Consider the following 25,500-nt stretch of genomic DNA (forward strand, 5'->3'; position numbering starts at 1 on the left):
CACCCGAAAAGCGCGCGAGAAAACCGTGGCAAACGGCAAGTCGCCAATCCATCGCCGGCCCCCAAACGTCTTGTAGGCTATGCACGTGTGCTATAGCCGCCGGCGTTCGCGGCGACCTCAGCGAGACCGAGTGCCTTCAAGTTCTCCGGTCATTCCCTTCGCGCTGGCCTTGCCTCCTCGGCCGAGGTCGACGAGCGTTACGTCCAGAAGCAGCTCGGTCACGCGTCCGCCGAGATGACCCGAAAATATCAGCGGCGAAGGGATTGCCTCCGCGTGAATCTGACCAAGGCTTCAGGGCTATAGCTGGCGCCTGCCCTCTATCGCCCGACCGCCCGCTTGCAGATTCACTTCCCACGCACTATAGTCACTATAGTCATGTTGGTTACAGGTGAGACTATGCACGCATCAAGGCACGATGATATGAGCTGGACGGTCGCTGGCGCGAAGGCAAAGCTTTCGGAAGTCATGGAGCGCGCGCAGTTGGCGCCTCAGACCATTACCCGCAATGGGAAGCCGAGCGTGGTGGTCGTTTCTGCCGAAGAGTGGCAGAAGAAGACTGCGCGCAGGGGATCGCTTGCGGAGTATCTATTGGGATCGCCTCTGCGTGGCGCCGATCTGGATACTGAGAGACAAAACGACGAGCCGCGTGACTTGTCGCTATGAGACTCCTTCTCGATACGAACGTTCTGTCGGAAGTTACAAAACCCCGCCCCGCTGAAGGTGTTTTAAACTGGCTCCACGGGCTGGACGAGGACCGCACGTTCATCAGTATCATCTCGATTGCAGAAATTCGCCGCGGTGTCGCGCTGATGGATCCTGGGCGAAAGCGCGACGCCCTGGATGAATGGCTCACGCATGATCTGCCTCAACGCTTCGAAAACAGGATTATTCCGGTGGAAGCGCCTGTCGCCTTGGCTTGGGGTGATCTCATGGCTCTTGCCAAGCGAAGTGGTCGCGGGCTCGCCACCATGGACGGCCTAATTGCCGCTACCGCCGTCGCTCACCAATTGACCCTTGCGACGCGCAACACCAAGGATTTCGAAGGCTTTGGAATAGACATCATTGATCCATGGGTGGACTGATCGGGCTCTTGTTTGTCGATCTCGGTGCTCGATTGTGAGAGACAAGGAAGGCTCGTTCCTTGGGTTGGCCTACGATGTGCGCAAACCATATGAGCGGCGACCGGGCAATCCTGATGGTCTTTTGCATCCGGCGGAAGGCGGCGCAGCCAGATTGCCGCTCTTCGCATCGAGCAGAGACCGAGGCACCGACGTCGTCGAGAACGGCCCACCCTCCCCTCTTTGGCCATTCATCTAGGCCGCACCAAAACCAGCAGCGGCGATCACGACGAAGTCGTCTATCTCACCGGCAAGCCGGTCAAAGCGTTGAGTGCTTGAATGGTTGCCGCGAAGATCGAGAGCGGCGAGTTTTCCGCTTCCCGAGGCGATGGAGCAGTCAGGCCATCGTTCGGTGCAACAGGCTTCGAGCTATTACACTAGCGCGACTCGGCGCAGCGGTCGGGCGGCCAGTCGACGCGCTCGAAACTTGGCTAGCTGCCGCAAGGTCGATTGCTGGAGCAAAGTCTCGACACAGGACCGGGAAGGCTTAGCCTACGTCAAAAGGTGGCGATGTGTTCGCGCGATGAAATAGTAGAATTTGCCTTATAACGGCCAAGAGGGCGTCATGAGCAAATCTGCTTTCTTCGGAGTGATATTTTTTATCTCAACGCAAGCCACAGCCCAAATGGGCGATCGCTACGAGTTTCGCGCGCACAGTACGCAGCTTATAGATCGCGTTTGGTGGTTTCATAGCGTCGCCATCGACAATCAGCAAAATAAAACTTGGTGGTGCGTCTACTACGTCAATATTCGTACGATCATCACGAAGCTGGAATGTTTGCGGAGGCTGATTCCGTCAACGGATATAGATCCAAGCTGGTCTGGCGGCATGGCTTTGGCGAGCAGAAATACTGATCCGCCGAAGATTGCTTGGTCACTGGATCCCTATGCAGGTAATCTGGAGGCCTGTCTCTTGGTCACCAAACTGAGCTGTAAAGCCGTGCAGCTCGGCTCTTCTCCCAGGTTGCTAGAGTCCAGTTTGCCTTCGCCTTTTCGGATATGGAGATAGAGCTGCCAGGGTTGAGATCACAGCTGGTCGTCGCTGAATTCGAAGATCTCGTAGCCGTCAGCCCCGGAGAGTTCCGCCGCACTCCACAGGATCCGATAACCTTGGCCGAGCTCTCCGTTGAAGCCGTTGGAGGCGGCAAGGAAGGCCTTGATCTCCGCCGGCAGGATAACCTTCAGTTTCGCCTCGCAGGCCGCGATTTCAGCCGGGCTTGCACCCGGCAACTGGCAACCGTTTACAAATTTCTCCAGCATCAGCAGGCCCATTCGAGCTTCATCTCCTTGAGGTCGATCTGGGCGACACCGTCGCCGAAATTGAAGCCGCCGAAGATCTCCGAGACCTCGATGTAGAAGGGCGAGAAATCGGGATAACCCTGCATCGGAAACATCGTGCCGCCGAGATGGGCGTGCCAGTCCTGAAAGCGCTCCAGCCCTAAAGCCTGGCCTTCTTCGGAATAGGCGGCGATATAGCCGCTGACCTCGTTTTCGTGCCTGAATTCGCGCGCTGGCTTTCCGACATTCGGGTCGCCCTCGCGCAAGGTGATCTCGATCGGCCAACCGTAGTCGAGCGCTTCTGTTCCCGGCAAGTTCTTCCAGCCCCCTCGCAGGCCGCGCTGCGGCCAGAAGCTCGTTGACGGCCAGTCCGCCGGGCGAAAAGACGCTTTTCGCCTGCTGCTCGGCCACCGTTCTCGGTAGGTTGAATTCGCCGAAATAATCGAGCGGCGATTTCGAGAGCCAGCCGGGAACAGGAGCGCCCCCGATGGCCGGCGGTGCACCGAGCGGTGCTGCAAACTCCTCTTCCGTCAGCCAGAAGAGAACGTAGGCGTTGTCCATGAATTCCATGTCGAAGCGGCGCGGATCGGCCCGGCGCGCACCTCCGGTGTCCACATTTCCGCCTGCCGGGGGCGTTTCCCATTGTTCGTCGACAAAGAGCGAGATCGCCACATACTCTTCGCCGAGCGTGCGATATTGCGGCGGCAGTTTCACCGTGAAGGCGTGGCGAAGCGGCATACCGTTGGTAGCGCTGACCGGCCATCTCCTGGCATCGATGCCCGGCGGGCGGCCATAGCACCAGCCGCTATCGGGACGGCGGGCGAGATCGACAGGATCGGTCATCGTCAGGTCATAGGCCTTGGTGAGGCTGGGATCGGCATATTTATAGGGCCGCTCCGGATAGACCGCCGTCGGATCCGTGAGACTGATGATCCTGACGACATCCTCTCTGATGCCGACGCCGAGCGTGAGCGTATCCGACAGGTTTGTCTCCAGCATGGTCCAGCCATATTTCTCCCGCTCGTCCGAGATGCGCTCGACACCGGGATAAAGCCGATGCAGCTCTTCGGCCGGCATTCCCATCCTGACGCCATGGATAGGGGGAAGTTCGAAGGGGGCGCGGAAATGAACCTCGCCGAGCCTGCCATCGGCGGTAATGCGCGTGCCGAATTCCTCGATATGCAGATGGCCTTCCGCCTGTAGGCTCGGCTCCTTCCAGCTCGTCCCCAAAGCCGCCTTCAGCTCCTCCACAGATACACCCGGCTGCATCGGAGCCAATCTCGCATTGTCTATCGGCATGCGCGTCATCTCTCGCTGACCGTCCCGCGCAAGAGATAGGACGGGTTGGAGACAGGGCAATGACGTAGCGGGAGGTTGAAGGCTCAGCGTGGCGGGGTAGCAGCCGACGTCTGATGGAAGCGCGTATTCCATCGAAGTAGATTGGATAGCCACCGGAGGCGAAGTTGTCAGCGCGCCATCGGAGGCGATCGAGATCATCCGGAAAAGGTCTGCATCGCAGCCCAGGATCATGAGCAGGTGTAACGTCGGGCCGCCGTCCATCGCTGGAGCACCGGGATCAAACTCGCATTCCGGTGTGGGACTAACAGAACTGCCAGTGGACGGTGCGGGTTCTTTCACCTATCGATTGGTCATGAAATCGTCGCTCGATCATATGCCCCCGCGCAAACAGCGAGAACTCGGCAGGGTCCTGGAAGTCCTGCACGAGGAATTCGAGGACGCCCTGAAACAGGGCACGGCCGGCTTCAAGAAGCGCGGCCGGATCCTGAAGATCATCCTGTTCGGCTCCTATGCCAAGGGTGGATGGGTCGACGAGCCGTTCACCATGAAAGGCTATCGCTCCGACTTCGATTTGCTGATCATCGTCAACGACCGCAGGCTCTGCGAATTCGCCGACTATTGGTACAAGGCCGCCGACCGGCTGATCCGCGACACGTCGATCGAAACACCGGTAAGTTTCATCGTCCATTCCAGGCGCGAGGTGAACACCTACCTGAAGGAGGGACAGTACTTCTTCTCCGACATCCGCAAGGAAGGCATCATCCTCTATGAACTGGATGACGAGCCGCTGGCGGAGCCGCAGCCGCTGTCGCCGGCAGATCGTTCGAGAATCGCGAGGGAGCATTTTGAAGAACGTTATCCCACCGCGGTCGGCTTTCTTGATACCTCGCAATACACGCTCAGCAGGGGCCGCAACAAAGAAGCTGCGTTTCTTCTCCATCAATCGCTCGAGCAAGCCTATTCCTGCGTCCTGCTGACGTTGACGAACTATGGTCCGCCTTCCCACAACATCAAGTTCCTGCGCTCTCTCGCCGAGGAACAGGACCGGCGTCTGGCCGAGGCGTTCCCGCGCGATCAGCACCGCGAGCGCGCCTGGTTCAACACGCTGAACGAAGCCTATGTGAAGGCGCGCTACTCGAAGCATTACGAGATCAGCGAGGAGGCCCTCTCGTGGCTGGGAGAGCGGACTGAAATTCTGCTCGCCCTGGTTAAATCGGTCTGCTCCGAGCATCTGAAATCTTTGGAAAGCAGCCCCAACTAGTGCCGGATCGATTGTTGTCGATCCGGCACTAGCTGGGCAAACAACAGGCGGGGCTCTCCTGGTCGAAGCGGGCCCGGGGTATGGAAGCGTTCTCGTTTGCGCTCAGCCGCGTCAGCCTTCTACTTGGCTACGCATCCCCATGAACTGGAATTTTTCCCAACGGCAACCGAAACACCGATAGCGCCAGCACGATCATTTGAGGCGCTGTTCAGTCTGGGCGTCGAACAGATGGACATGGTCACCGGAAAACGTCAGACGAACGGTTTCGCCCGCGACCACCACGCTCCTGCCGTTCAAGGCAATGACAATCTCAGGCGTTGTCGCAGTCGTGATGAACGTCACCGCGCCGGTCGTTTCAACTGCCGCGACGGCGACCTTGAAGCCGGCGGCATCAGGCGCGGCTAACGTAAGATGCTCCGGGCGGATGCCGACGATCAAGGCACGCCCGGCCGGCAGCGGGCAATCGAAAGGAATGGTTTGCGGCTCGGCAAGATCCAGAACAAGGGCTCTGCCGTCAGGCGTCGAGCGCGCCGGAATGAAATTCATCGCCGGCGAGCCGATGAAGCCGGCGACGAAGCGATTGCTGGGCCGGTCATATAGATCGAGCGGCCTGCCCTGCTGTTCGATGACGCCGTTGCGCATCACGACGACATGATCCGCCATCGTCATCGCCTCGACCTGGTCATGGGTCACATAGACCGAAGTCGCGCCGAGGCGATCATGCAGCGCCCTGATCTCCTTGCGCATGTGGACACGCAATGCTGCATCGAGATTCGAGAGCGGTTCATCGAAAAGAAAGGCCTGCGGGTTGCGGATGATGGCGCGGCTCATCGCGACGCGTTGACGTTGCCCTCCCGACAGTTCGCGGGGATATCGGTGCAGCAGGTTCGACAATCCGGTAATCGCCGCGACATCGGCGGCCGCCTTTTTCCTCTCCGCCTTGCCGACCCCGTTGATCTTCAGGCTGTAGGTCAGGTTCTGTTCGACGGTCATATGCGGGTAGAGCGCATAGGACTGGAACACCATGGCCAGATCCCGCTTTCGGGGCGGCACCCCGTTCATGCGCTTTCCGGCGATGACGAGATCGCCGCTCGATATGGTTTCGAGCCCCGCCAGCGAGCGCAGCAGCGTGGACTTGCCGCAGCCGGACGGTCCGACCAGTGCGACGAACGAACCCTTTCGAATGGAAAGGTCGATATCCTTCAGCGCATGATAGGCGCCGTAATATTTGTTGACGGCCGAGAGTTCGATCTGGTGGGTCATTTCAAGGCTCCCGATGTGAGTCCGGACACGATGCGGCGTTGCAAGAGCACGAAGATGGCGAGGATGGGCGTCACATACATGGTGGCGTAGGCCATGATGTTGTTCCACTCGCTGGTGTTCGGGCCCATGAAGGAATTGAGCCCGACGCTGGCGGGCTGGAGCTGGATGTCCTGGATCATCGATTTGGAATAGACGAATTCGCCGAAGGCCTGCATGAAGATGAGGATGGCGCTGACCAGAATGCCGTTGCGCGCCAGCGGCAGAACGATGTTGAAGAAGGCGCCGATGCGGGAATTGCCGTCCACCAGCGCCGCCTCCTCCAGCTCCATCGGCACGGCCATGAACGTTGCGCGCACGAGCACGACAAAGAAGGGCATGCTTTTGGCGGTAATGGCCAGGATAACGGCAAAACGCGGATATTCGAGCAGGCCCACTTGCGAAAAACCCACGAAGATCGGCGTTATCATCAACGAGGCGGGCAAAACCTGAAACATCAGGATGAGGAAAAGCCCGATATCCACCCAGACATTGCGATAGCGCGCCAGCACATAGGCACAGCCGGTGCCCAGAAGCGCGATCAGCGCCACCGCACCGAAGGCAATGACGGTGGAGTTCCACAGGTAGCGGCCCATGTTCCGGCTTTCCCAGACATAGGTGAAGGTCTGCCATTGGGCAGAGGAGGGCCAGAATGTCGGCGGCGTGGCAAACATTTCCGAGCCGCTTTTCAGCGCCGTCACATACATCCAGTAGAGCGGGAAGAGATAGATCGCCGCCATCACGATGGACAGGACAAGCAGCAGCCGGTTGCGTGCATTGTCACTCATCCGCGCACCTCGTGACGTGTGGAGCGGACATAGACGGCTGCGGCAAACATCACGAAGACGGTCATGATGACGGAAATGGTGGCGCCCTTGCCGAAATCATATTGCCGGAAGGAAAGATCCCAGGCCCAGTATTGCGCGACATTGGACGAATTGTTCGGGCCGCCGTCGGTAATCGCGGCAAACAGATCGAACTGTTGCAGGGTGAAGATCAGCCCGAGTGCGATGATGGCGCCGATGGTGGAGCGCATCATCGGCAGGGTGATGGTCCAGAAGCGCTGCCAGGCATTGGCGCCATCCATTTCCGCCGCCTCGTAGAGATCTGCCGGAATGGCGGCAAGACCGGTCGCAAGCAGGATCATGTTGAAGGAGGTGCCAAGCCAGATATTGGCCAGGATGACCGCCCAGAGCGAAAAATTCGGGTCCGACCGCCAGAAGATATTGCCGTCCATGAGGCCGGTTTGCTGCAGCAGAAAATTGAGCACGCCGAAATCGCCCGACAGGATCCAGTTCCAGATGGCGCCGACGACGAGGCCGGGCATGACCCAGGAAACCAGAAACAGGCCCCGCAGCCAGGACGCGCCGGGAAAATTGATCCAGAAGAACAAGGCGAGCGCAAAGCCGACCAGGAACTGCCCCGTGATCGACCCCACCACGAAGACGATCGTGTTCCTGAGGATGGACATGGTTTCAGGCTGGGTGAACAGGTCCACATAGTTCTTGAAGCCGACGAAAGGCCGGATGACGCTGCCGAGGCTGAACATGTCCACTTCCTGGAAGCTCATCAGGATGTTGTAGAGCAGCGGAAGTCCTGACAGCGCCAGGAGAAACGTGAAGGGCACCCCGACCAGAACAAGGTCGAAGCCACGGCCATCCGTGATGCTGGAGAACACTCTTTTCATCGAAACCTCGCTGAAGCCTGGATGATGACCCGGCGGTGGGTGCCGGGCCGTCACTGCGGGATGGCGGCTGGCTCAGCCCCCGATCGACTTGATCTTCGCAGCTGCCTGATCGAGCGCGGCCTTCGGCTCCATCTGGCCTGTCAGGGCTGCCTGAATCGCGTCCTGTACGGCTTTCGAGATTTTCGGCCATTCCGGCGAAGGGCCGCGTGGCTGCGCATATTTCAGCTGTTCCACGAAGGTGGCGAGCGCTGAATCCTTCAGGGCATTGCCCGTCGGCGGGACCGGAAGGTCGGACCGGGCCGGAAGCTGGCCGAAATCCTTGTACATGGTCACATCCTTCGACGCGAAGAATTCCAAAGCCTTGAAAGCCTCTTTCGGATGTTTGGTGCTGGAAAAGATCGCCCAGTTGAAATCGCCCATGGCGGATGAACGCTGAGCGCCCTCGCTCGGCACCGGCAGAAGCGCGGTGCCCCACTGGAATTTGGCGTCGCTCAACATCCGGTCGATTTCCCAGGGGCCGGAAATCGCCATGGCCGCATTTCCGGCATTGAAGGTGGCCGTCGAATCCCATTGGCTTCGGGTGAGCGTATCCGGCGAGGCCAGCTTTTCATCCAGCATCTGCTTCCAGACCGTCAGGGCCTTGACGGCACCTTCGCTGTTGATCGTCTTATAGGTGGCGCCGCCCATCTGCGCCCAGGGCAGGAACTGGAAAGTGCCTTCCTCGTTGGCCTTGGCGGAAAAGGTGAGGCCGTAGATATTCTTGGACGGATTGGTGAGCTTTTTCGCCGTCGCCAACAGTTCGGCCCAGGTCTGCGGCGGCTTTTCGGGATCGAGACCTGCGGCCTTGAACAGATCCTTGTTGTAATAAAGCGCGATCGTGTTGGTCGCCTTCGGCACCCCGTAATATTTTTCGTCCCAGGTCACCGATTTCAGCGGGCCGGGGAAATAATTTTCCGGTTTGATCACCTTCGATTGCCGGATCATGTCGGTCAGATCCAGAAAGGCCTTGCGGGACGCGAACATGGCATGGTTGGGATTGTCGATGGTGATGATGTCGGGCGCCTTGCCGGTCGAATAGGCGCGCATCGCCTCGCTCACCACATCGTCGAACTGGAGTTGGCGATATTCGATCTGGATGCCGTTCTTCTGCGCGTTGAATTCCTTGATGAGGTTGGGCGCGGGCTGGATATCGCGGTCCAGCGACCAGAGAACGAGTTTCACATCCTCCGCTCTCGCGCTCATGCCGGCAAATGACGCACTGGCCAGAGCCAGCGCAATGGAAATCATAGTCCTGCGGATACCCATGGTTCTCCTCCTTCTTGGTTATCCTCAATTCTCATCCGGCTGACGCAGAGCTCCTTCTCTGGCCAGCCGGCCTGCGCATCAGACCGGATCGGCGACGAACGTGCCGCCCCTTGCCTGTTTCAGATGGTTCAAGGCGTGGATCTGGCCGGTCATTTCCAGCGCATCCCGGTAGACGGGATCATGCCATCCCTCGATGTCGATGGAGCCCGACCAGCCGGCCAGCCGCAGTTCCGAAATAATGTCGGTCCAGTTGCTGTCGCCAAAGCCCGGCGTGCGCATGAAAACGAAGGGATGTTTTCCGAAGATGCCGTGCTCGCGGATCACGTCCCAGCGGATGGTCGCATCCTTGCCGTGAACGTGGAAAATCCGCTTTGCCCATTTGCGGATCTGCGGCAAGGGCTCGATCAGATAAACCATCTGGTGGCAAGGCTCCCATTCGAGCCCGATATGCTCGTCCGGCGTCTCATTGAAAATAAGTTCCCAGGCATCCGGGTTATGGGCGATGTTCCAGTCGCCGGTCGCCCAGTTGCCGTCCATGGCGCAATTCTCAAAGGCAATACGGATGCCCTTGTCGGCGGCGCGGCGGGCAAGTTCGCTCCAGATTTGCCGATAACGCGGCAGGCTTTCCGGCAACGGCCTGTTGCGGATGCGCCCGGTGAAGCCGGCAACGCAGGTGGCGCCGAAATGATGGGCGTTGTCGATGCAGTCCTTCCAGCCCTGAAGCGTCTGGAGATCGAGTTCCGTTTCTTCCAGCGGATTGCCGAACATGCCGATGGTGGAGATCGTGATGTCCCGCTCGCCGATCGCCTCACGGCAGCGTTTGCCAAGCTCGGCGATGTCCTGACCGTTGGCGGTCTGCCAGAAAAAGGGCTGGAAGCTTTCAAAGCCCATGTCGGCGATCTGGGAAATCCGCTCGGCGGCCTGGCCCTTGGTGGCGCTGATCATGGTGCCGATGCGGATGGAATGGTTTGCCTGTCCGGTCATATTGCTGGCCCTTATGCTGCAAGGTCGATGGTTTGCCGGGACCTGGCGCTTTCAATCGCGCCAAACACCATGGCAAGGCTCTTGATATTGTCCTGTCCCGCTGTCTCCGGCACGCCGCCGGTTTCGATCGCCGAGAGGAAATCGGCAATGACGCTGGCATGGCCGTGGGTTTCCTCCTCACGGGCGGGCGGCAGAACCTCGATCGGGATTGCGCCGCGCAGCAAGCCGTTGTCGCTTCCCGCAACCGAGGCGCGGAAGGCATCTTCGCCGTCCCAGGTCAGCATTCCGTTCGAGCCGACGATGCGCCATTCGCTTTCCCAGCTGGTGCGCTGGCCTTCAGCGCACCAGGAGCCGCGATAGGTGAAGACCACGTCGTCGGTGAGCTGAAACACGGCATTGGCGCTGGCGCCATGGGCATACCAGGAGCCGGGCGGATTTGTTTCCAGGCAGTAGACGGAAAGCGGTGCCTTGCCGGAAACGAAACGCGCCGCATCGAAGGTGTGGATTGCCATGTCCAGAAGCAGGACATTGTCCATCTGCTCCCGGAAGCCGCCGAAATGCGGGGCGATGAAGAAATCGCAATGGATTGCGGTGATCTCGCCAATCGCGCCGCTCTCGACGAAGCGTCGCATGCGCCGCACACCGGAAATGAACCGCCGGTTCTGCACGACGGCATGGATGCGCCCGGCAGCCTCGGCGGCGCGGACGAGGTCTGTCGCCTGCTCCATCGAGGTGGCCATGGGTTTTTCGCTCAGCACATGGCATCCGTGGGAAAGCGCGGCCTTCACGACGGAATGGCGGGCGGCGGGAATGACGACGTCGAAGACGATGTCCGCACCGGTTTCGCTGAGCACGGCGGTGAGATCGGATCCGACAGAGACGGGCTGAAGAGAAAACTCGCCGGCCAGGGCCTGCGCAACCGACACATCGAGATCGACCAGACCCACGACGGTCAGCGCTTGCCTCAGCTTCGGCCTCGACTGGAGCGCACGCAGCCACCCTTTGGCCATGGCTCCGCAGCCACACAAAACGACCTTGTATGTCACCGACATCCTCCCCATGCAATGGTTACGGCACGGCACCTCCTGTGCAGCCGTAAACGTTTACGGTACTATGAACGCATCGATTTTTTTGTCAATACTGCTTCCGAAAACGATTACGGTCGTATGTCGAACCCTTGAAAGGCTCCCCTGTGACAGGCATCCGCCAACTTGCCGATTATCTGGATATTTCCATTGGCACCGTGTCGCGCGCGCTCAATGGAAAGGCGGATGTGAACGCGGAAACCCGCAGGCGCGTTCTGGAGGCGGCGGAGAAGCTTGGCTATGTGCCGAACCAGTCGGGCCGCTCACTGCGCAAGGGCTCGACCGGGGTGGTCGGTTTCATGATGCAGACCGGCCCGGAAATCACCAGCCAGGGAGACGCTTTCTTCATGAGCGTTTTCGACGGGGTGCAGACCGTGCTTAGCCGCCACAAGCTCGATCTCGTCGCCCTGCTCTGCTCTTCCAACGAAGATCCCTATGCCTATCTGCAACGCACCGTGGCGCGCGGTTTTGCCGACGCCATCATCCTCTCGGCCACCCGCCGCAATGATGCACGGTTCGAACTGTTGCACCGGCACGATATTCCCTTCATCTCGCTCGGCCGCAGCCTGACCGATGTCGGCCAGCCGTGGATCGATCTGGACTTCGAAGGCATGGCGGAGGTCGCGATCAAACGGCTGATCAAGGCGGGCCACAGAGATATCGGGATCATCTGGCCCCATGGCGATCTCAACCTGGGTTACCTGTTTGCCGATCGATGCCGCGAGGTGCTCGCGGAACATGGGCTTGTCCTCAGCGAAGATCATGTCTTCCGGGCGAAACCGAGCGAGGCGGGGGGCTACGCTGTAGCACACGAGATCGCATCCAGATCTCCACGCCCGTCGGCAATCGTCCTGGTCAATGAGATACTGGTGACAGGGCTATACAAAGGACTAGAGGACGCCGGCGTCAAGCCGGGCAAGGACATTGCGATCATCGGTCGCTACAGCCCTCAGACCCAGTTCCTCTCTCCGGCGTTGACCTGCTTTACGTTGTCGCTTCGTGATCTGGGGATCAGCCTGGCGGAGCATCTTCTGTCGGTCATGCCGGCCTATCAGTCCGATTACGTCGGACAGACACCCCGCGTGATCTGGCCCATGACATTGATCGAAGGCACAAGCGGCTGAGCCGCAGTCTCGGCGGATACCCAGGGTCAACCCAGAAGATGACGTCTTAGCCATGACGCACCTTAAGGAGAATTGGATCGGGGACCTCGGTGTTCGGGCTGGGGAATTTCCCAAAGGCTTTGCAAAACGCTTGACATCCGGACGGGAGAAAGCAAATGCTCTGCCATGGGGTTGCGATCACCCCACGAGGCCACGGCCGAAGAATCGCGTCCATGAACCCGCAACAACGGAGGACGCGTCATGCCGTCATTTCTTGAAATCACACCCGACAAGCTTGCCCGCATCATCGGCACGCCAAACCTGCCGACGATCATCGACGTCCGCAACGACGAGGATTTCGGAAGCGATCCCCGGTTGATCCCCGGATCGATCCGCCGGGATTTTCGCCGCGTTACCGAATGGGGCACCGAGATAGCCGGTCCTGCCATTGTCCTTTGCCAGAGAGGACAGAAACTCGGCCATGGCGTTGCGGCACATCTCAGGGCAATGGGGAAACAAGCCGAAACGCTGGAAGGCGGGTTCGAGGCCTGGCGCGACTCGCAAGGCATTCTCGTTCCCGAGGAAAAGCTCCCTTCGCGGGACGTCCAGGGGCGAACCGTCTGGGTGACGAGGTCCCGCCCAAAGATCGACCGGATCGCCTGCCCGTGGCTGATCCGTCGGTTCGTCGATCCTGCCGCGATCTTTCTGTTCGTTCCGGCGAGCGAAGTGGCGCTGGTGGGCGACCGCTTCAACGCGACGCCTTTTGACATCGAGGACGTGTTCTGGAGCCATCGCGGGGAACTGTGCACCTTCGACGTGATGATCGACGAGTTCGGATTGAAGAGCGACGCTCTTTTGCATCTCGCCACCATCGTGCGGGGCGCCGACACGGCCCGACCCGAGCTGGCCCCTGAAGCGCAGGGTCTGCTGGCCATCTCGCTCGGATTGTCACGGATGTTCAACGACGATCTTGAGCAATTGCAGGCCGGCCTGTTGGTCTATGACGCGATGTATCGCTGGTGCCGCGACGCCACGGAGGAGACACATAACTGGCCAAATCCGAGGAAGGGGTAGCGGCCATGACCGATACGGCAAAAAGCCTCATCGCCAGCCAGCCGGTCGCCGGCGGCGATGTCGTACCTCTTTCCGAAGCCGTCAAGGTCTGGGCACGGGTCGCCGCACTCAGCTTCGGCGGCCCGGCCGGCCAGATCGCGGTGATGCACCGGATCGTCGTCGACGAAAAGCGCTGGGTCGGGGAGCATCGTTTCCTTCACGCCCTCAACTACTGCATGCTTCTGCCCGGTCCCGAGGCCCATCAGCTCGCCATCTACATCGGCTGGCTGCTCAACAAAACGAAGGGCGGCATGATTGCAGGTCTCCTGTTTGTCTTGCCGGGCTTCATCTCGATCCTGGCGCTGAGCTACATATATGTCCTCTTCGGCGACGTGACCCTCATTGAGGGGATGTTCTTCGGCCTGAAATGTGCCGTGCTCGCGGTCGTCATTCAGGCGGTCTTTCGGATCGGCAGTCGCGCCCTCAAGAACAAGGTGATGGTGGCGATCGCCACCGCCGCGTTTGTGGCGATCTTCCTCCTTCACGTGCCGTTTCCGCTGATCATCATCGGTGCTGGTGCCATCGGATATTTTGGCGGCCGTGCCGGGGTCGCTGCGTTCAGGGTCGGCGGCGGGCACAAATCCGGTTCCGGCAAAATCCTCGAAGATCGGGACTCCGTTCTCGGCGAAGACATTCCCGTCCATGCGCGATCGAACCTGGCCTGGTCGCTGAAGACCTCAGGCATCCTTGCGGCGCTGTGGCTCCTTCCGGTCGCCGTTCTGCTGCTGACGCTCGGCCGTGACAACGTATTTTCGCAAATCGGCGTGTTTTTCAGTCAGATGGCGGTCGTCACCTTCGGCGGCGCCTATGCCGTGCTCGCCTACGTCGCGCAGGAGGCCGTCGAGCAGTTCGGCTGGCTCCGTCCCGGTGAAATGCTCGATGGACTCGGCATGGCGGAGACGACACCCGGGCCATTGATCATGGTCACGCAATTTGTCGGGTTCCTTGCGGGCCATCGTGATCCGGGAGCGATCAATCCGCTGACCGCAGCGACCCTCGCCGCCATCCTGACGACCTGGGTTACGTTCCTGCCAAGCTTCCTCTGGATTTTTGCAGGCGCCCCATTCATCGAAAAGATGCGGGGCAACGTCGCCCTGACGGGGGCAATGTCGGCAATTACCGCCGCCGTCGTCGGCGTGATCCTGAACCTCGCGGTCTGGTTCGGCCTGCACGTCCTGTTTGGCGAGGTTCGCCAGATATCGGCGGGTCCGTGGTCCATGGATATACCTGTCTTGAGCTCGGTTATTTTGCCCTCACTCGTTTTGACGGCCATCGCCGCCATATCCATCTTCCGCTTTGGCCTGTCGGTCATCACGACGCTTCTGGGGTCAGCAGTTTTGGGAATCTGCTGGAGCTTTATCGCCTTGAGTTGATGTGGGCCGAGACGCTTGGCGTCTCGGCATTGTTTAGATTGGTGCCGGTCAAGGGGCGACGCGAATAGATCCTGCGGCTTTGACGCGACTGGTGCAGCTGTCTACCGCCACTGCGTCGCATTGCCTGCGGCACAGCCGTAGGGCGGCAAGGAACCGGCAAAGGTGGCCTTGAGCCTGGCGCACCCCCAGCTGTTGATCGGACCGGGCATGGAACTATTGAGCGTAATGCCGACTTCATCATAGGGGCTGTCAGTATTGGTGACATAGCGATGCCAGCGGAAACCGACGAGAACAACGATTGCAAGGACGACCGTCAGCAGCAGGCGAATCAATTTCTTCATGGGAATATCCTTCAGACGCAAAATCCAGCGTCTAGCACCCGGATGTCGAAGCTGAAAGTGCTGCTGCCAAGCGCACGCCGGTCCCATCGGATGCAGGGCCGCAACAAGATTGTGACCCTTATCTTGAGACCACCCTCCCGCTAACAGGGCCGGGTGGGAGCGAGATTTGCACGCATTGCGGTCAGCCCCACTTCATTTCGCCAGTGGCGACCTTGGAGCCTATGTCGAGCGCGATGCCCATGCCAAGCCCCGGGAAGCGCGCTTCCATCGCCGCCTTCAGCCCGGCCGAACCCTTGGCCTTTGCCAGTTCTTCCTCGAACGCCTTCAGATAGGCGATGGTATGTGCGACGCCTGAAAGGTCACTCAGTGCTTCCGGCGTCATATGGCCGGCGACCACGATTACCGGCTTGCGCGCTGCGATCTTCTCGAGATTGGCGATCCAGGCGGCCCGCAATTCGGCGCTGTTGGTGTCGGCCGTCCAGACGTGAACACCGTTGAAGATCATCACGCCGCCGAATACGGCGTTCAACGACGGGACGAAGAGATAACGGCGATTGGACAGGCCTTCCGCGTCGACGATCTCGACGATTTCGCCGTCAACCGTCAGCGCCTTGCCGTCAAAGGTTTCCGGCATGACGATGTCGGCCAGCGCCTGCGGGCCGTTCTCCTTGAGCTGCGGCCCCCAGACAGCAAGCTTCTTTTCGACACTGCTCTTGATGGCCGCGACAGTGGCCGCGGCCGCGATCACCTTGGTACCCGGGAAGGCAGCCTTGATCGGGCCAAGGCTGAAATAATAATCCGGATCGGACTGGCTGACATAGATCGTGGTGAGCGTCTTGCCCGTGGCCTTGATCGCTTCGGCGACAGCCTTGCCGTCGGCGAGCGTGAAGCCGCCGTCGATCAATATGGCTTCCGTTGCGCCGGAGACCAGGACCGGGCTGCGGAAGAACCCGTTCTGCCCGGCAGGAAAGTGCTTCCACGTCAGGCCGGTGGCGGCATGGCCGAGACCCACGGGCGCAAAGACGGCGGTGGCGCCTGCGCCGAGAGTGGTTTTCATCATCGTTCTCCTTGTGAACATCGCTGTCTCCTGGTGTTGCGTTCGGTCTCTGGAATTCAGGTTATGACGACTGGGCTGGCAGCCTGATGGGATGCCGGTCTGATCCCGGCAGCGGATCCAGCCGATGGGGGATGTGGATCCTGACGCTCATGCCGCGCTGCTTGTGAAGCCGTAAATGACATGAGGAAATAGAACCAGGAAGACCAACAAACACGACAGAATGTATGCTAAGAGCTGACAATCACAGGGGAAGCCTTCATGCAGGATGCGACCAATCTCAACCGGCTCGCCTATTTCGTGGCTGTCATCGATGCGGGGTCTTTCACCCGGGCGGCCGAGTATCTCGGCATCACCAAGGCGGTCGTCAGCCAGCAGGTTGCAAGGCTGGAAAAGGAGGTCGGCACGACGTTGCTGATGCGCACGACGCGGCGTCTGCAGCCGACCGAGGCGGGCCGGATGTTTCACGCCCGATGCGTATCGATCCTGAGGGAGGCCGAGGATGCGCTGGCGGAACTGGCGCAAGCCAGGTCAGAACCCAAAGGCCTGTTGAGGATCACGGCGCCCTATGACTATGGCACCTCGGTCATCGTGCCGGTGGTCACCGCCTTCACGGCCCGTTATCTGGATTGCAAGGTCGAACTGAACCTCAGCGACAAGATGGTCGATCTGGTCGCCGACAATATGGACCTCGCCATTCGTGTCGGGTGGCTCGCCGACTCAAGCCTGCAGGCCAGGCGGATCGGCTCGTTTCAGCAATACCTGGTCGGTCCGCCGCAGCTTGCCGGCAGAATAGCGGACCTGAATGGGCTCGCCGAGTTACCCACCCTGCCTTTTGTTGCCAACAACGCGCTACGAGAACCCTTGGAGTGGAGGTTCACGCGCGGCGGTCAGGAGACGCTGACGGTGCGGTTCAAGGCGTCGATCGCGATCAATACCACGCCGGCGGTCATGCAAGCGGCGCGGCAAGGTGGCGGATTGTCGGTCCTGCCGGACTTTCTCGCGAACGCTGAACTGGCCAGTGGACGCCTGATTCACGTCCTGCCCGATTGGCAGCTGCCCTCGGGTGGCGTGTTCACGGTCTATCCGGCGGCACGCTTCCGTCCGCCGAAAGTCTCCGCATTCGTGGAAATGCTGATAGCGGGTTTGAGAACCGAAACACCGGGCGCGGAATGAAATCCGGTTCCCGGCCATCTGCGGCTTGACAGATTTTCCAATTCACTCATAGTATAAATTGGTCAGACAATCTGACCGCATGCGCATCAAGGGAGTGATGCGCTCGGAGGAATTCGATGTTCGTGGCGTTGGAGCCGCGCCGGCTTTATCGCCAGGTCGCGGAGCAGATTCGTGTGCTGATCGACACGGGGGAACTGAAGCCGGGATCGAGGCTTCCGCCCGAGCGGGAGCTTGCCGAGCGGTTTTCCGTTTCCCGGCCGACAGTCCGCGAGGCACTGATCGTGCTCGAGGTCGAAGGTCGGATCCAGATCCGGATGGGATCCGGCGTCTACATCTCCAGCGCCCCGAAGCAGCCCGCGAGTGTCCTGCCGAACGACGAAGGCGGCGGCCCCCTCGAAATCCTTCAGGCGCGTTGCCTGATCGAAAGCGGCATCGCGGAAGAGGCCGCACGTCTCGTAACGCCCGACGGCATTGCCCGCATCGATCTGCTGCTGGAGCGCATGGAGCAGTCGCTGAACGACGGCCCCGTCGCTCTTGCCTGCGACCGCGACTTTCACACGGCGATCGCCGACATCATCGGCAATTCGGCGCTGAAGCACTTCACGGGGCTGATCTACGATACCCGGATGTCGCCCTATTTCACCAAGCTCGCCAGCTACTTCGAAGGACCGCACACCTGGAAGCTGGCGCTCGAGGAGCACCGTGTCATTCGTGACGCCATTGCCGCGGGGGATCCCGCCGCTGCGCGCGAGGCCATGCGTCGTCACCTGACGCTGGCGCAAAAGAGATTCTCGGAAAGCTTCGGGGAGGAACCGACCCGAGAAGACTGACCGTCCGCCATCGCGGCCGGATCGACCATACAGTTCCGTTTCACCTGGGAGGAAAGAATGAAACACCGACTGAAAACATTGCTGGGCGCCGCCGCAGTCATCGTTGCATCGACGCTTTCGGCGCATGCCGAGACCGTGCTGAAATGGGCTCATGTCTATGAGACACCCGAACCTTTCCACACCGACTCGGTCTGGGCTGCCGGCGAGATCGCCAAGCGGACCAATGGCCGCTACAAGATCGACGTCTATCCGGCTTCACAGCTTGGAAAGGAAGCCGACATCAACCAGGGCCTCAAGCTCGGCACCGTGGATATCATCATCTCCGGCTCCAGCTTCGCGGCGCGTGACCACAAGCCGATCGGCGTCACCTATTATCCCTATATCTTCCGCGACCCGAGCCATCTTCTGGCTTATACGAAGAGCGACGTCTTCAAGAAGCTCGCCAAGGGTTACGAAGACAAGACGGGCAACCACATCGTCGCTCTCAGCTATTATGGAACGCGCCACACCACATCCAATCGCCCAATTTCGAAATGCGCCGATATGGCAGGCCTGAAGATGCGGGTACCGGATGTTCCGGCCTACTTGGCAATGCCGCGCGCCTGCGGTGCCAACACGACGCCGATTGCCTTTGCGGAAGTCTACCTGGCGCTGCAGAACGGCACCGTGGAAGCCCAGGAAAATCCGCTGACGACGATCGAGGCCAAGAAGTTCTACGAGGTCCAGAAGAACATCGTGCTGACGGGTCACATCGTCGATCATCTCAATACCGTCGTCTCCAAGACCCGCTGGGCCAGCCTCTCCGACGAAGACAAGAAGATCTTCACGGATGTGATGCTGGAAGCCGCAGCCCGCACGACCAAGACCATCGAAGCCCGCGAAAAGGCGCTCGTCGATGAATTCAAGAAGAAGGGCCTGACCGTTACCGACATCGACAAGGCAGACTTCGAGAAGAACGTCATCGACAAGGTGAAGCTCGAGGACTTCGGCTACGAAAAGGCCGACTGGGAAGCCATCCGCGCGTTGAAGTGACGATCCCAGCCCCGGCGTGCAACGCGTCGGGGCAATCTCTTGCGATTTTTCATGAACGGAGTGGACCCGATGACGGAGCATTCGCACGCGCCGATAAGCGTGGAAGAAATGGCGCATGCCTTTGAGGAGGAAGCAGCGCCCGTTGACCTGTCTCCCTATGCCATCGAGGACTGGGTGACGCTTGCGGTCTTCTGGGCCATGGGTCTATCCGTATTCCTGCAATTTTTCACACGCTACGTGCTGAACGACAGCTTTTCATGGACGGAGGAAATCGCCGCCAACTGCCTGGTCGTCGTCGTGTTTCTCGGTTCCGTGATGTGCGTGCGAATGGTCCGGCATATTCATGTGGATCTGCTCTACCGTTTCCTGTCGAGGCGGGCCGGAAGGCTCCTGGAACTCGTGGTCGATGCGATCAGCATTGCCTTCTTCGCCTATATCACATGGCTGATGTGGCGTTATCTGGAGATTGTCGGGGAGGAGCGAATGGTCACGGTCGACCTGCCGCGCGGCATCGTCTTCTACACAGTCTTTGCAGCTTTCGCCCTGATGTTCCTGCGATCCGTCCACAACCTGGTCAAGGACCTGACCGGCACCAAGACCGTGCGCGAGCAGGCGCAGGACGATATCCATGTGGGAGGAATTTGACCATGCTGCTTCTGATTGGGTCATTCCTCGTACTTCTGATGATCGGCACGCCGGTCGCCGTCTCCATGGCTGTCGCCTCACTGCTCTACCTGGTGATCTACGGCGTGGCTCCTGACATCATCGCCGCCCAGCGCATGATCGCCGGCGTCGAAAGCTTTCCGCTGATTGCCGTGCCGTTCTTCATCCTGGCCGGCAACCTCATGAACATTGCCGGCGTCACCGGCCGCATCTATCGCTTTGCGCTTTCGCTCGTCGGCTGGATGAAGGGCGGCTTGGCGCAAGTCAACATCATCGGCTCGGTGGTCTTTTCCGGCATGTCCGGAACGGCGCTGGCAGATGCTGCCGGTATCGGCACGATCGAAATCAAGGCTATGAAAGACCATGGCTATCCGGTCGAGGCGGCCGTCGGCGTCACCGCGGCGTCGGCAACGCTCGGCCCGATCTTCCCGCCGTCGCTGCCTTTCGTCATCTACGGCATGATGGCGAATGCGTCGATCGGCGCCCTGTTCATGGCGGGCATCATCCCCGGCATCGTGATGACATCGCTGATGATGCTCACCGTCTATATTTTCGCCAAACGCAAGGGCTGGGGCTCCGATACGCCCTTCGAGCTGAAACAGTTGCTCGGCGCCTCGCTCGAAGTGGCGATCGTGCTTGCCTTCCCTGCCACTGTCTACCTGATGATCCTGGCGGGTCTGTCGGTCAATGTCGCGGTGCTGATCGGGCTTGCGTTTCTGGTGGCGCTGGACTGGTACTTCGATTTTTCCGCCGTCATGGCCCTGATGACGCCTGTCCTGTTGATCGGCGGCATGACCATGGGCTGGTTCACGCCCACCGAAGCCGCCGTGGCGGCTGTCCTCTGGTCGCTCTTCCTCGGCCTGGTGCGCTATCGCACCATGACGGTGAGGGCATTGGCCAAGGCATCCTTCGACACGATCGAAACGACGGCCTCCGTTCTGTTCATCGTCACCGCGGCATCCATCTTCGCCTGGCTGCTGACGGTCAGCCAGGCAGCGCAGCTGTTCTCCAACTTCATGTTCAGCCTGACGGACAGCTGGTGGACCTTCCTGATCATCGTCAACATTCTGCTTCTGATCGTCGGCGCCTTCCTCGATACGATCGCCGCCATCAGCATCCTGGTACCGATCCTGATGCCCGTGGCCGCACGCTACGGCATCGACCCGGTGCATCTCGGTCTCATCATCACTCTCAACCTGATGATCGGCCTGCTCACTCCGCCGGTGGGCATGGTGCTCTTCGTTCTCTCCCGCATCTCCAAACTGTCGGTGGAACGAACTGCGCTTGCCATCCTGCCCTGGATGATCCCGCTGTTCATCGCGCTCGGCCTTATCACCTTCATCCCGGCGATCACGCTTTGGCTGCCCACCCAGCTTGGCCTCATCCGATAACCGCCGGGTCCGCCTTCGGTGGACCGGCGACCTCTTGAACGAAAGGTACCAGTGCGATGCAGACGCGCGTTGCCCGCCTTCATGCTCAGCGTGACCTCCGAGTGGAGACGCTGGATGCCCCCGATCTCGGCCCAGGCGAGGTGCTGCTTAGAATGGCAGCGGGCGGCATCTGCGGCTCCGATCTCCACTATTATCAGGATGGCGGGTTCGGGCCGGTGCGGGTTCGCGAACCCATCATCGCCGGCCACGAGGCCTCCGGCTTCGTGGAAGCCTTGGGCGCAGGAGTTTTAGGGCTCGAACTCGGGCAACTGGTTGCGGTCAATCCGTCGCAGCCCTGCGGCGATTGCCAATACTGCCGGACCGGCCAGCCGATCCATTGCCTCGACATGCGTTTCATGGGCTCGGCGATGCGCCTGCCGCACGAAAACGGCATGTTCCGCGAGAGGCTGGTCGTCCCGGCGATCCAGTGCCATCCGGTGGGGCAGGATGTGTCGCCGGGCGAGGCCGCCTGTGCGGAGCCGCTTGCCGTGTGCCTGCATGCCGTCGCCCAGGCCGGAGACCTGTCGGGTCGCAACGTGCTGGTCACGGGAGCAGGTCCGATCGGACTTCTGACGGTCGCCGCGGCCCGGCATGCGGGCGCCGCCCGGATCGTGGTAACTGATCTGGCCGATGCGGCACTGTCACGCGCGCCGTCCATGGGGGCGACCGAGACGATCAACGTGGCTTCCAATCCGGACGGGCTTCTTCCCTTCCAGGAGAACAAGGGCAGTTTCGACGTGGTGTTCGAATGCTCGGCTTCAGGTGCGGCCCTGCGCTCGGCATTTGCCGCGATCAAGCCCCGCGGAACCCTCGTCCAGGTCGGTGTGACCGGTGACATGACCATCCCGCTCAATGCGCTGGTCGGCAAGGAGATCGTCTGGCGCGGCTCGCAGCGCTTCCATGCGGAATTCGCCGAAGCGGTCGATCTGATCGCCCGGCGGCGTATCGACGTGCGGCCGATCATTTCACACAGCTTCCCGCTGGATGCGGTGACCGCGGCTTTCGAGCAGGCTGCGGATCGTTCCAAGGCCTGCAAGGTGCAGATCACATTCCAGCAGACCAAATAATCGTGAGGGACAAGACATGAGACATACGTGGCGCTGGTTCGGCCCGATCGACAAAGTGAGCGTGGGAGATGCCGCGCAGGCCGGCGCGGAAGGCATCGTTTCGGCGCTCCACCACATTGCGACCGGCGAGGTCTGGCCGGTCGACGAGATCGCCAGGCGGCACGAGGAGATCAAGGCCGGCGGCCTGGTGTGGGATGTCGTGGAGAGCGTTCCGGTTTCCGAAGACATCAAGACGCAGACCGGCGACTGGAAGCGCCACATTGCCAACTGGCAGGAAACGCTGCGGCGTCTCTCGGCCTCCGGCATCCGCACGGTCTGTTACAACTTCATGCCGATCCTCGATTGGACACGCACGGACCTGCGCTGGGACACCCGCCATGGCGCGAAGGCCATGCGGTTCGACCTGACCGATTTTGCCGCCTTCGATATCCATATCCTCAAACGTCCCGAGGCTTACCGCGATTATCCGGAATGGCTGCGGGAGGAAGCGGCAGAGCGGTTTTCCGCGATGGCGGATGCGAAGATCGCAGCCCTGGGCAAGAACATCGGGGCCGGGCTGCCGGGCTCGGCGGACGGCTATACGCTCGACCAGCTGCTGGAAAAGCTGCGGTCCTACCAGGGCATCGACCGGGCACGACTGCAGCAGAACCTCGTCGACTTCCTGACGGAAGTCACGCCCGTGGCGGAAGAAGTCGGCATCAACATCTGCGCCCATGGCGATGATCCGCCCTGGCCGTTGCTCGGCCTTCCCCGCATCCTGTCGACCGAAGCCGATTACGCACATATGCTGGATCAGGTCAGCGCGCGTGCCAATGGCGTGACGCTCTGCACCGGCTCGCTGGGCGCAAGAGCCGATAACGATCTGCCCTTCATCGCCTCGCGTTTTGCCGACCGCATTCATTTCGTGCATCTGCGCAATGTGACGCGGGACACCGACACGGTCCCCTGCTCATTCTTCGAGGACGAGCACCTGGAAGGCGCAACGGACATGGTTGCCGTGATCGCCGCGCTGCTTTCGGAGGAGGCCCATCGGCGCGGGGAAGGCCGCGAGGATCACCGCATCCCCATGCGACCGGATCACGGGCAGGAAATCCTCGACGACCTGGCCCGCGGTGCGCAGCCGGGCTATCCCGCCATCGGGCGGCTGAAGGGGCTGGCGGAGCTTCGCGGCATCGAGCGAACGCTCACGCATCCCCGCTATGGCCTGAGGGCATGATCATGAACTGGCTGCCCGGCCAACAGTCGTCACATAGTCGCTGAGAACATGGCCGTTCAAACAGCCGGCGGAGGTTCAACCGCGCCGGAAGGAATGATGCAGGCGAGCGCCTGATGAACCGTGACCTCCGAAAGAAGGTCCCCCGCTGCGTCGCAGACACGGATACTGCGAAGACCGAACTGCCCACCGCCGCGAAGGCAGTCTGCGGCGAGATCGCGGATGCCTCGGGTCGCCTCCGTGGTCGCAGCTTGAAGATCGGGAAGGTCCGAGCCGTCAGGATCATCGATCACGAGCGCAGACAAATAATTCAGGTGAAGGAAGAATTTCGGCATTCGAGTGCTCCAGGGTCGCGACTAGCTCCTCCCGCCAAAGCACATCGTTTGATAGGGATATGAATATATCTAGTATTTTAGAATTGTCTACGGGACTAAATACCCTCCGCACAGGACAAATACCTGCAGTTGGCGGACTTGGAGCGACGGATTGTCCGCTGGCGCACCAAACCACCGCGGTATTTTGAAGCTTGTATACTGCCAATATCGTCTGCTGAATTCTCAGGGCGCAGACGGCTGAGAGTGGCTACTCTTGCCCCAACACCGGCCAAGAGAACCATGACGGCAATTTCCCAAACATCCATGCGCAACAAGCTCCTCGCATCACTGCCAAGCGCCGACTTCGAGCAAGTCGAACGTCATTTGGAGCATATCGATCTGCCGCGCCGCACCCCATTGGGCATGCGCCATGAACAGATCGAACATGTCTATTTTCCGACAGACGGCATCGCGTCGATGGTTGCCGTTTCACCGGAAGGACAAAGGGCCGAAGCGGGCATATTCGGCAACGAAGGGTTCTTCCCGACGTCCGCGGCCATGGGAAGCAACGTCAATATCTTCGACTGCAACATGCAGGTGGCAGGTGAGGCTTACCGGATGACGCTTCCACAGTTCGTCAGCCTCCAACAGGAAAATAGGAACTTTGCAAAGCTCCTGTTGCGCGCCGTCGAAGCGTTCACGGCTCAGGTGGCCTATACCGCATTGTCCAACGCTGTCCATGGCGTAGATGAGCGACTGGCCCGCTGGTTGCTGATGTGCCACGACCGCTTGATGGGAAATGAAATCCCCCTTACCCACGATTTCATTTCGGTGATGCTGGCCGTGCGGCGCCCGAGCGTGACCAGTTCCTTGCACATCCTCGAGGGCAATTTGTTCATCCGCTCGCAGCGAGGGATGATCACCATCCGGGACAGGCCTGCAATGGAGGAGTTCGCCCACGACGCCTACGGTCCGCCCGAGGAGGACTACCGACGGCTGATGTCAGGGCTTTTCCAGGCCTTTTAAAGCAAAAGGGAAAAGGTCAAGTCTCAGTGCAGTTTGAACTCGCCTTCGACGCGACGCCACTCATTGGGCCCGATCAGGCGCTGGTGGGTATAACGAACGGAATGCAGCGGTCCGTCGAGATTGGCCTGCCAGAAATCCAGAAATTTCTGCATCTCGGGAAACCCCGGGGCCAGATCGTAATCCTGCCAGACATAGGTTTGCAGGACGGATTCGAAATCTGGAATGTGGTAGAGAATATGCGCCGTCGTAAGACCATAGCCGTTCAGCTGCCGCTCGAGATCCGATGAAAATTGCATGCTTCATCTCCGTTTAATGACAGTTCGAAACTTGGCCTGATTTTTTACAGACCTTCAACCGAATTCCAAACGCCGGGCTCTGATTTCTGTTCCTTATCAGCATGTTAGCAGCCAAGTGCGCGAAGTGCTGATTTTTCGTCTTCGCCCTCTTGA

The 25,500-nt window shown here is 60.2% G+C and carries 27 protein-coding genes and 3 pseudogenes; 17 read left to right on the forward strand and 13 right to left on the reverse strand.

The window, feature by feature from the left end:
• Nucleotides 1-89 precede the first annotated feature (89 nt).
• From ACSQ3G_RS30990 to ACSQ3G_RS31010, 5 genes and pseudogenes are all read left to right on the forward strand, one after another.
• A pseudogene (locus ACSQ3G_RS30990) lies at nt 90-303 on the forward strand (tyrosine-type recombinase/integrase); the annotation flags it as partial.
• Between the two features lie 93 nt (nt 304-396).
• On the forward strand, nt 397-663 hold the full coding sequence (locus tag ACSQ3G_RS30995) for a type II toxin-antitoxin system Phd/YefM family antitoxin (protein WP_436113069.1): 267 nt from the start codon (nt 397-399) through the stop codon (nt 661-663).
• Nucleotides 660-1,082 carry a type II toxin-antitoxin system VapC family toxin gene (locus tag ACSQ3G_RS31000; RefSeq protein WP_436113070.1) on the forward strand — a complete coding sequence of 141 codons (423 nt, stop codon included), beginning with the start codon at nt 660-662 and terminating at the stop codon, nt 1,080-1,082. The genes ACSQ3G_RS30995 and ACSQ3G_RS31000 overlap by 4 nt, the downstream gene beginning before the upstream one ends.
• Before the next feature lie 98 nt (nt 1,083-1,180).
• A pseudogene (locus tag ACSQ3G_RS31005) lies at nt 1,181-1,536 on the forward strand (site-specific integrase); the annotation flags it as partial.
• Nucleotides 1,537-1,683: 147 nt separating this feature from the next.
• Entirely contained in the window at nt 1,684-2,127 is a 444-nt protein-coding gene (locus tag ACSQ3G_RS31010) for a hypothetical protein (RefSeq protein ID WP_436113071.1), read from the forward strand.
• Nucleotides 2,128-2,144: 17 nt separating this feature from the next.
• Here the strand turns inward: ACSQ3G_RS31010 and ACSQ3G_RS31015 are convergent, their stop codons facing one another.
• The 3 genes and pseudogenes from ACSQ3G_RS31015 to ACSQ3G_RS31025 form a co-directional block, all read right to left on the reverse strand.
• Nucleotides 2,145-2,390 (reverse strand): SMI1/KNR4 family protein, encoded by a 246-nt coding sequence (locus ACSQ3G_RS31015; protein WP_436113245.1) that lies wholly within the window; start codon nt 2,388-2,390, stop codon nt 2,145-2,147.
• Nucleotides 2,378-2,710, reverse strand: a complete 333-nt coding sequence (locus ACSQ3G_RS31020; protein WP_436113259.1) for a hypothetical protein — start codon at nt 2,708-2,710, stop codon at nt 2,378-2,380. Before ACSQ3G_RS31020 ends, ACSQ3G_RS31015 begins: the two co-directional genes overlap by 13 nt.
• Nucleotides 2,711-3,350: 640 nt before the next feature.
• A pseudogene (locus ACSQ3G_RS31025) lies at nt 3,351-3,956 on the reverse strand (DUF7256 domain-containing protein); the annotation flags it as partial.
• 91 nt (nt 3,957-4,047) lie between these two features.
• Here ACSQ3G_RS31025 and ACSQ3G_RS31030 point away from each other — a divergent pair.
• On the forward strand, nt 4,048-4,956 hold the full coding sequence (locus tag ACSQ3G_RS31030) for a nucleotidyltransferase and HEPN domain-containing protein (protein ID WP_436113072.1): 909 nt from the start codon (nt 4,048-4,050) through the stop codon (nt 4,954-4,956).
• Nucleotides 4,957-5,148: 192 nt separating this feature from the next.
• Here the strand turns inward: ACSQ3G_RS31030 and ACSQ3G_RS31035 are convergent, their stop codons facing one another.
• The 6 genes from ACSQ3G_RS31035 to ACSQ3G_RS31060 form a co-directional block, all read right to left on the reverse strand.
• Nucleotides 5,149-6,219 carry an ABC transporter ATP-binding protein gene (locus tag ACSQ3G_RS31035; protein WP_436113073.1) on the reverse strand — a complete coding sequence of 357 codons (1,071 nt, stop codon included), beginning with the start codon at nt 6,217-6,219 and terminating at the stop codon, nt 5,149-5,151.
• Nucleotides 6,216-7,043: a carbohydrate ABC transporter permease gene (locus ACSQ3G_RS31040; protein WP_436113074.1), complete on the reverse strand. Its 828-nt coding sequence runs from the start codon at nt 7,041-7,043 to the stop codon at nt 6,216-6,218. The genes ACSQ3G_RS31035 and ACSQ3G_RS31040 overlap by 4 nt, the downstream gene beginning before the upstream one ends.
• On the reverse strand, nt 7,040-7,942 hold the full coding sequence (locus ACSQ3G_RS31045) for a carbohydrate ABC transporter permease (RefSeq protein WP_105435299.1): 903 nt from the start codon (nt 7,940-7,942) through the stop codon (nt 7,040-7,042). The genes ACSQ3G_RS31040 and ACSQ3G_RS31045 overlap by 4 nt, the downstream gene beginning before the upstream one ends.
• Before the next feature lie 72 nt (nt 7,943-8,014).
• Nucleotides 8,015-9,247: an ABC transporter substrate-binding protein gene (locus ACSQ3G_RS31050; protein WP_105401843.1), complete on the reverse strand. Its 1,233-nt coding sequence runs from the start codon at nt 9,245-9,247 to the stop codon at nt 8,015-8,017.
• 78 nt (nt 9,248-9,325) lie between these two features.
• Complete coding sequence (locus tag ACSQ3G_RS31055) at nt 9,326-10,231, reverse strand: sugar phosphate isomerase/epimerase family protein (RefSeq protein WP_436113075.1); 906 nt, start codon at nt 10,229-10,231, stop codon at nt 9,326-9,328.
• Nucleotides 10,232-10,242: 11 nt separating this feature from the next.
• The gene (locus ACSQ3G_RS31060; protein ID WP_436113076.1) at nt 10,243-11,277 is read right to left on the reverse strand and encodes a Gfo/Idh/MocA family protein; all 1,035 of its coding nucleotides are present in this window, start codon (nt 11,275-11,277) and stop codon (nt 10,243-10,245) included.
• Between the two features lie 146 nt (nt 11,278-11,423).
• Between ACSQ3G_RS31060 and ACSQ3G_RS31065 the strand changes: the two genes are divergently transcribed.
• The 3 genes from ACSQ3G_RS31065 to chrA all read left to right on the forward strand — a co-directional run bounded on the left by ACSQ3G_RS31065 (nt 11,424) and on the right by chrA (nt 14,905).
• A complete protein-coding gene (locus ACSQ3G_RS31065; RefSeq protein WP_436113077.1) occupies nt 11,424-12,440 on the forward strand; it encodes a LacI family DNA-binding transcriptional regulator in 1,017 nt (338 codons plus the stop codon).
• Nucleotides 12,441-12,680: 240 nt separating this feature from the next.
• Nucleotides 12,681-13,493, forward strand: coding sequence for a chromate resistance protein ChrB domain-containing protein (locus ACSQ3G_RS31070; protein ID WP_436113078.1), 813 nt, complete (start codon nt 12,681-12,683; stop codon nt 13,491-13,493).
• A 5-nt stretch (nt 13,494-13,498) separates the two neighbouring features.
• Nucleotides 13,499-14,905: a chromate efflux transporter gene (gene chrA, locus ACSQ3G_RS31075; protein WP_436113079.1), complete on the forward strand. Its 1,407-nt coding sequence runs from the start codon at nt 13,499-13,501 to the stop codon at nt 14,903-14,905.
• A 101-nt stretch (nt 14,906-15,006) separates the two neighbouring features.
• On the opposite strand, the gene ACSQ3G_RS31080 is transcribed toward chrA, so the two are convergent.
• The gene (locus ACSQ3G_RS31080; protein ID WP_436113080.1) at nt 15,007-15,246 is read right to left on the reverse strand and encodes a hypothetical protein; all 240 of its coding nucleotides are present in this window, start codon (nt 15,244-15,246) and stop codon (nt 15,007-15,009) included.
• 181 nt (nt 15,247-15,427) lie between these two features.
• On the reverse strand, nt 15,428-16,324 hold the full coding sequence (locus ACSQ3G_RS31085) for an MBL fold metallo-hydrolase (protein WP_436113081.1): 897 nt from the start codon (nt 16,322-16,324) through the stop codon (nt 15,428-15,430).
• 237 nt (nt 16,325-16,561) lie between these two features.
• On the opposite strand from ACSQ3G_RS31085, the gene ACSQ3G_RS31090 reads away from it, so the two are divergent.
• From ACSQ3G_RS31090 to uxuA, 7 genes are all read left to right on the forward strand, one after another.
• On the forward strand, nt 16,562-17,476 hold the full coding sequence (locus ACSQ3G_RS31090; protein ID WP_105401836.1) for a LysR family transcriptional regulator: 915 nt from the start codon (nt 16,562-16,564) through the stop codon (nt 17,474-17,476).
• A gap of 116 nt (nt 17,477-17,592) precedes the next feature.
• A complete protein-coding gene (locus tag ACSQ3G_RS31095) occupies nt 17,593-18,306 on the forward strand; it encodes a FadR/GntR family transcriptional regulator (RefSeq protein ID WP_436113082.1) in 714 nt (237 codons plus the stop codon).
• A 57-nt stretch (nt 18,307-18,363) separates the two neighbouring features.
• A complete protein-coding gene (locus ACSQ3G_RS31100; RefSeq protein ID WP_046665592.1) occupies nt 18,364-19,338 on the forward strand; it encodes a sialic acid TRAP transporter substrate-binding protein SiaP in 975 nt (324 codons plus the stop codon).
• A 69-nt stretch (nt 19,339-19,407) separates the two neighbouring features.
• Nucleotides 19,408-19,983, forward strand: a complete 576-nt coding sequence (locus ACSQ3G_RS31105) for a TRAP transporter small permease (RefSeq protein WP_436113083.1) — start codon at nt 19,408-19,410, stop codon at nt 19,981-19,983.
• A 2-nt stretch (nt 19,984-19,985) separates the two neighbouring features.
• Nucleotides 19,986-21,392, forward strand: a complete 1,407-nt coding sequence (locus ACSQ3G_RS31110; protein WP_436113084.1) for a TRAP transporter large permease — start codon at nt 19,986-19,988, stop codon at nt 21,390-21,392.
• 56 nt (nt 21,393-21,448) lie between these two features.
• A complete protein-coding gene (locus ACSQ3G_RS31115) occupies nt 21,449-22,498 on the forward strand; it encodes an L-idonate 5-dehydrogenase (RefSeq protein ID WP_436113085.1) in 1,050 nt (349 codons plus the stop codon).
• Nucleotides 22,499-22,514: 16 nt separating this feature from the next.
• Nucleotides 22,515-23,714 carry a mannonate dehydratase gene (gene uxuA, locus ACSQ3G_RS31120; RefSeq protein ID WP_436113086.1) on the forward strand — a complete coding sequence of 400 codons (1,200 nt, stop codon included), beginning with the start codon at nt 22,515-22,517 and terminating at the stop codon, nt 23,712-23,714.
• A gap of 56 nt (nt 23,715-23,770) precedes the next feature.
• Here uxuA and ACSQ3G_RS31125 read toward each other — a convergent pair whose 3' ends face one another.
• Nucleotides 23,771-24,046, reverse strand: a complete 276-nt coding sequence (locus ACSQ3G_RS31125; RefSeq protein WP_436113087.1) for a DUF6894 family protein — start codon at nt 24,044-24,046, stop codon at nt 23,771-23,773.
• 279 nt (nt 24,047-24,325) lie between these two features.
• On the opposite strand from ACSQ3G_RS31125, the gene ACSQ3G_RS31130 reads away from it, so the two are divergent.
• Complete coding sequence (locus ACSQ3G_RS31130) at nt 24,326-25,051, forward strand: Crp/Fnr family transcriptional regulator (RefSeq protein ID WP_105401831.1); 726 nt, start codon at nt 24,326-24,328, stop codon at nt 25,049-25,051.
• Between the two features lie 23 nt (nt 25,052-25,074).
• Here the strand turns inward: ACSQ3G_RS31130 and ACSQ3G_RS31135 are convergent, their stop codons facing one another.
• Nucleotides 25,075-25,347, reverse strand: a complete 273-nt coding sequence (locus ACSQ3G_RS31135; RefSeq protein ID WP_105401830.1) for an usg protein — start codon at nt 25,345-25,347, stop codon at nt 25,075-25,077.
• Nucleotides 25,348-25,500 lie beyond the last annotated feature (153 nt).

This window comes from Neorhizobium tomejilense, assembly GCF_964254135.1.
Taxonomy (GTDB): domain Bacteria; phylum Pseudomonadota; class Alphaproteobacteria; order Rhizobiales; family Rhizobiaceae; genus Neorhizobium; species Neorhizobium tomejilense.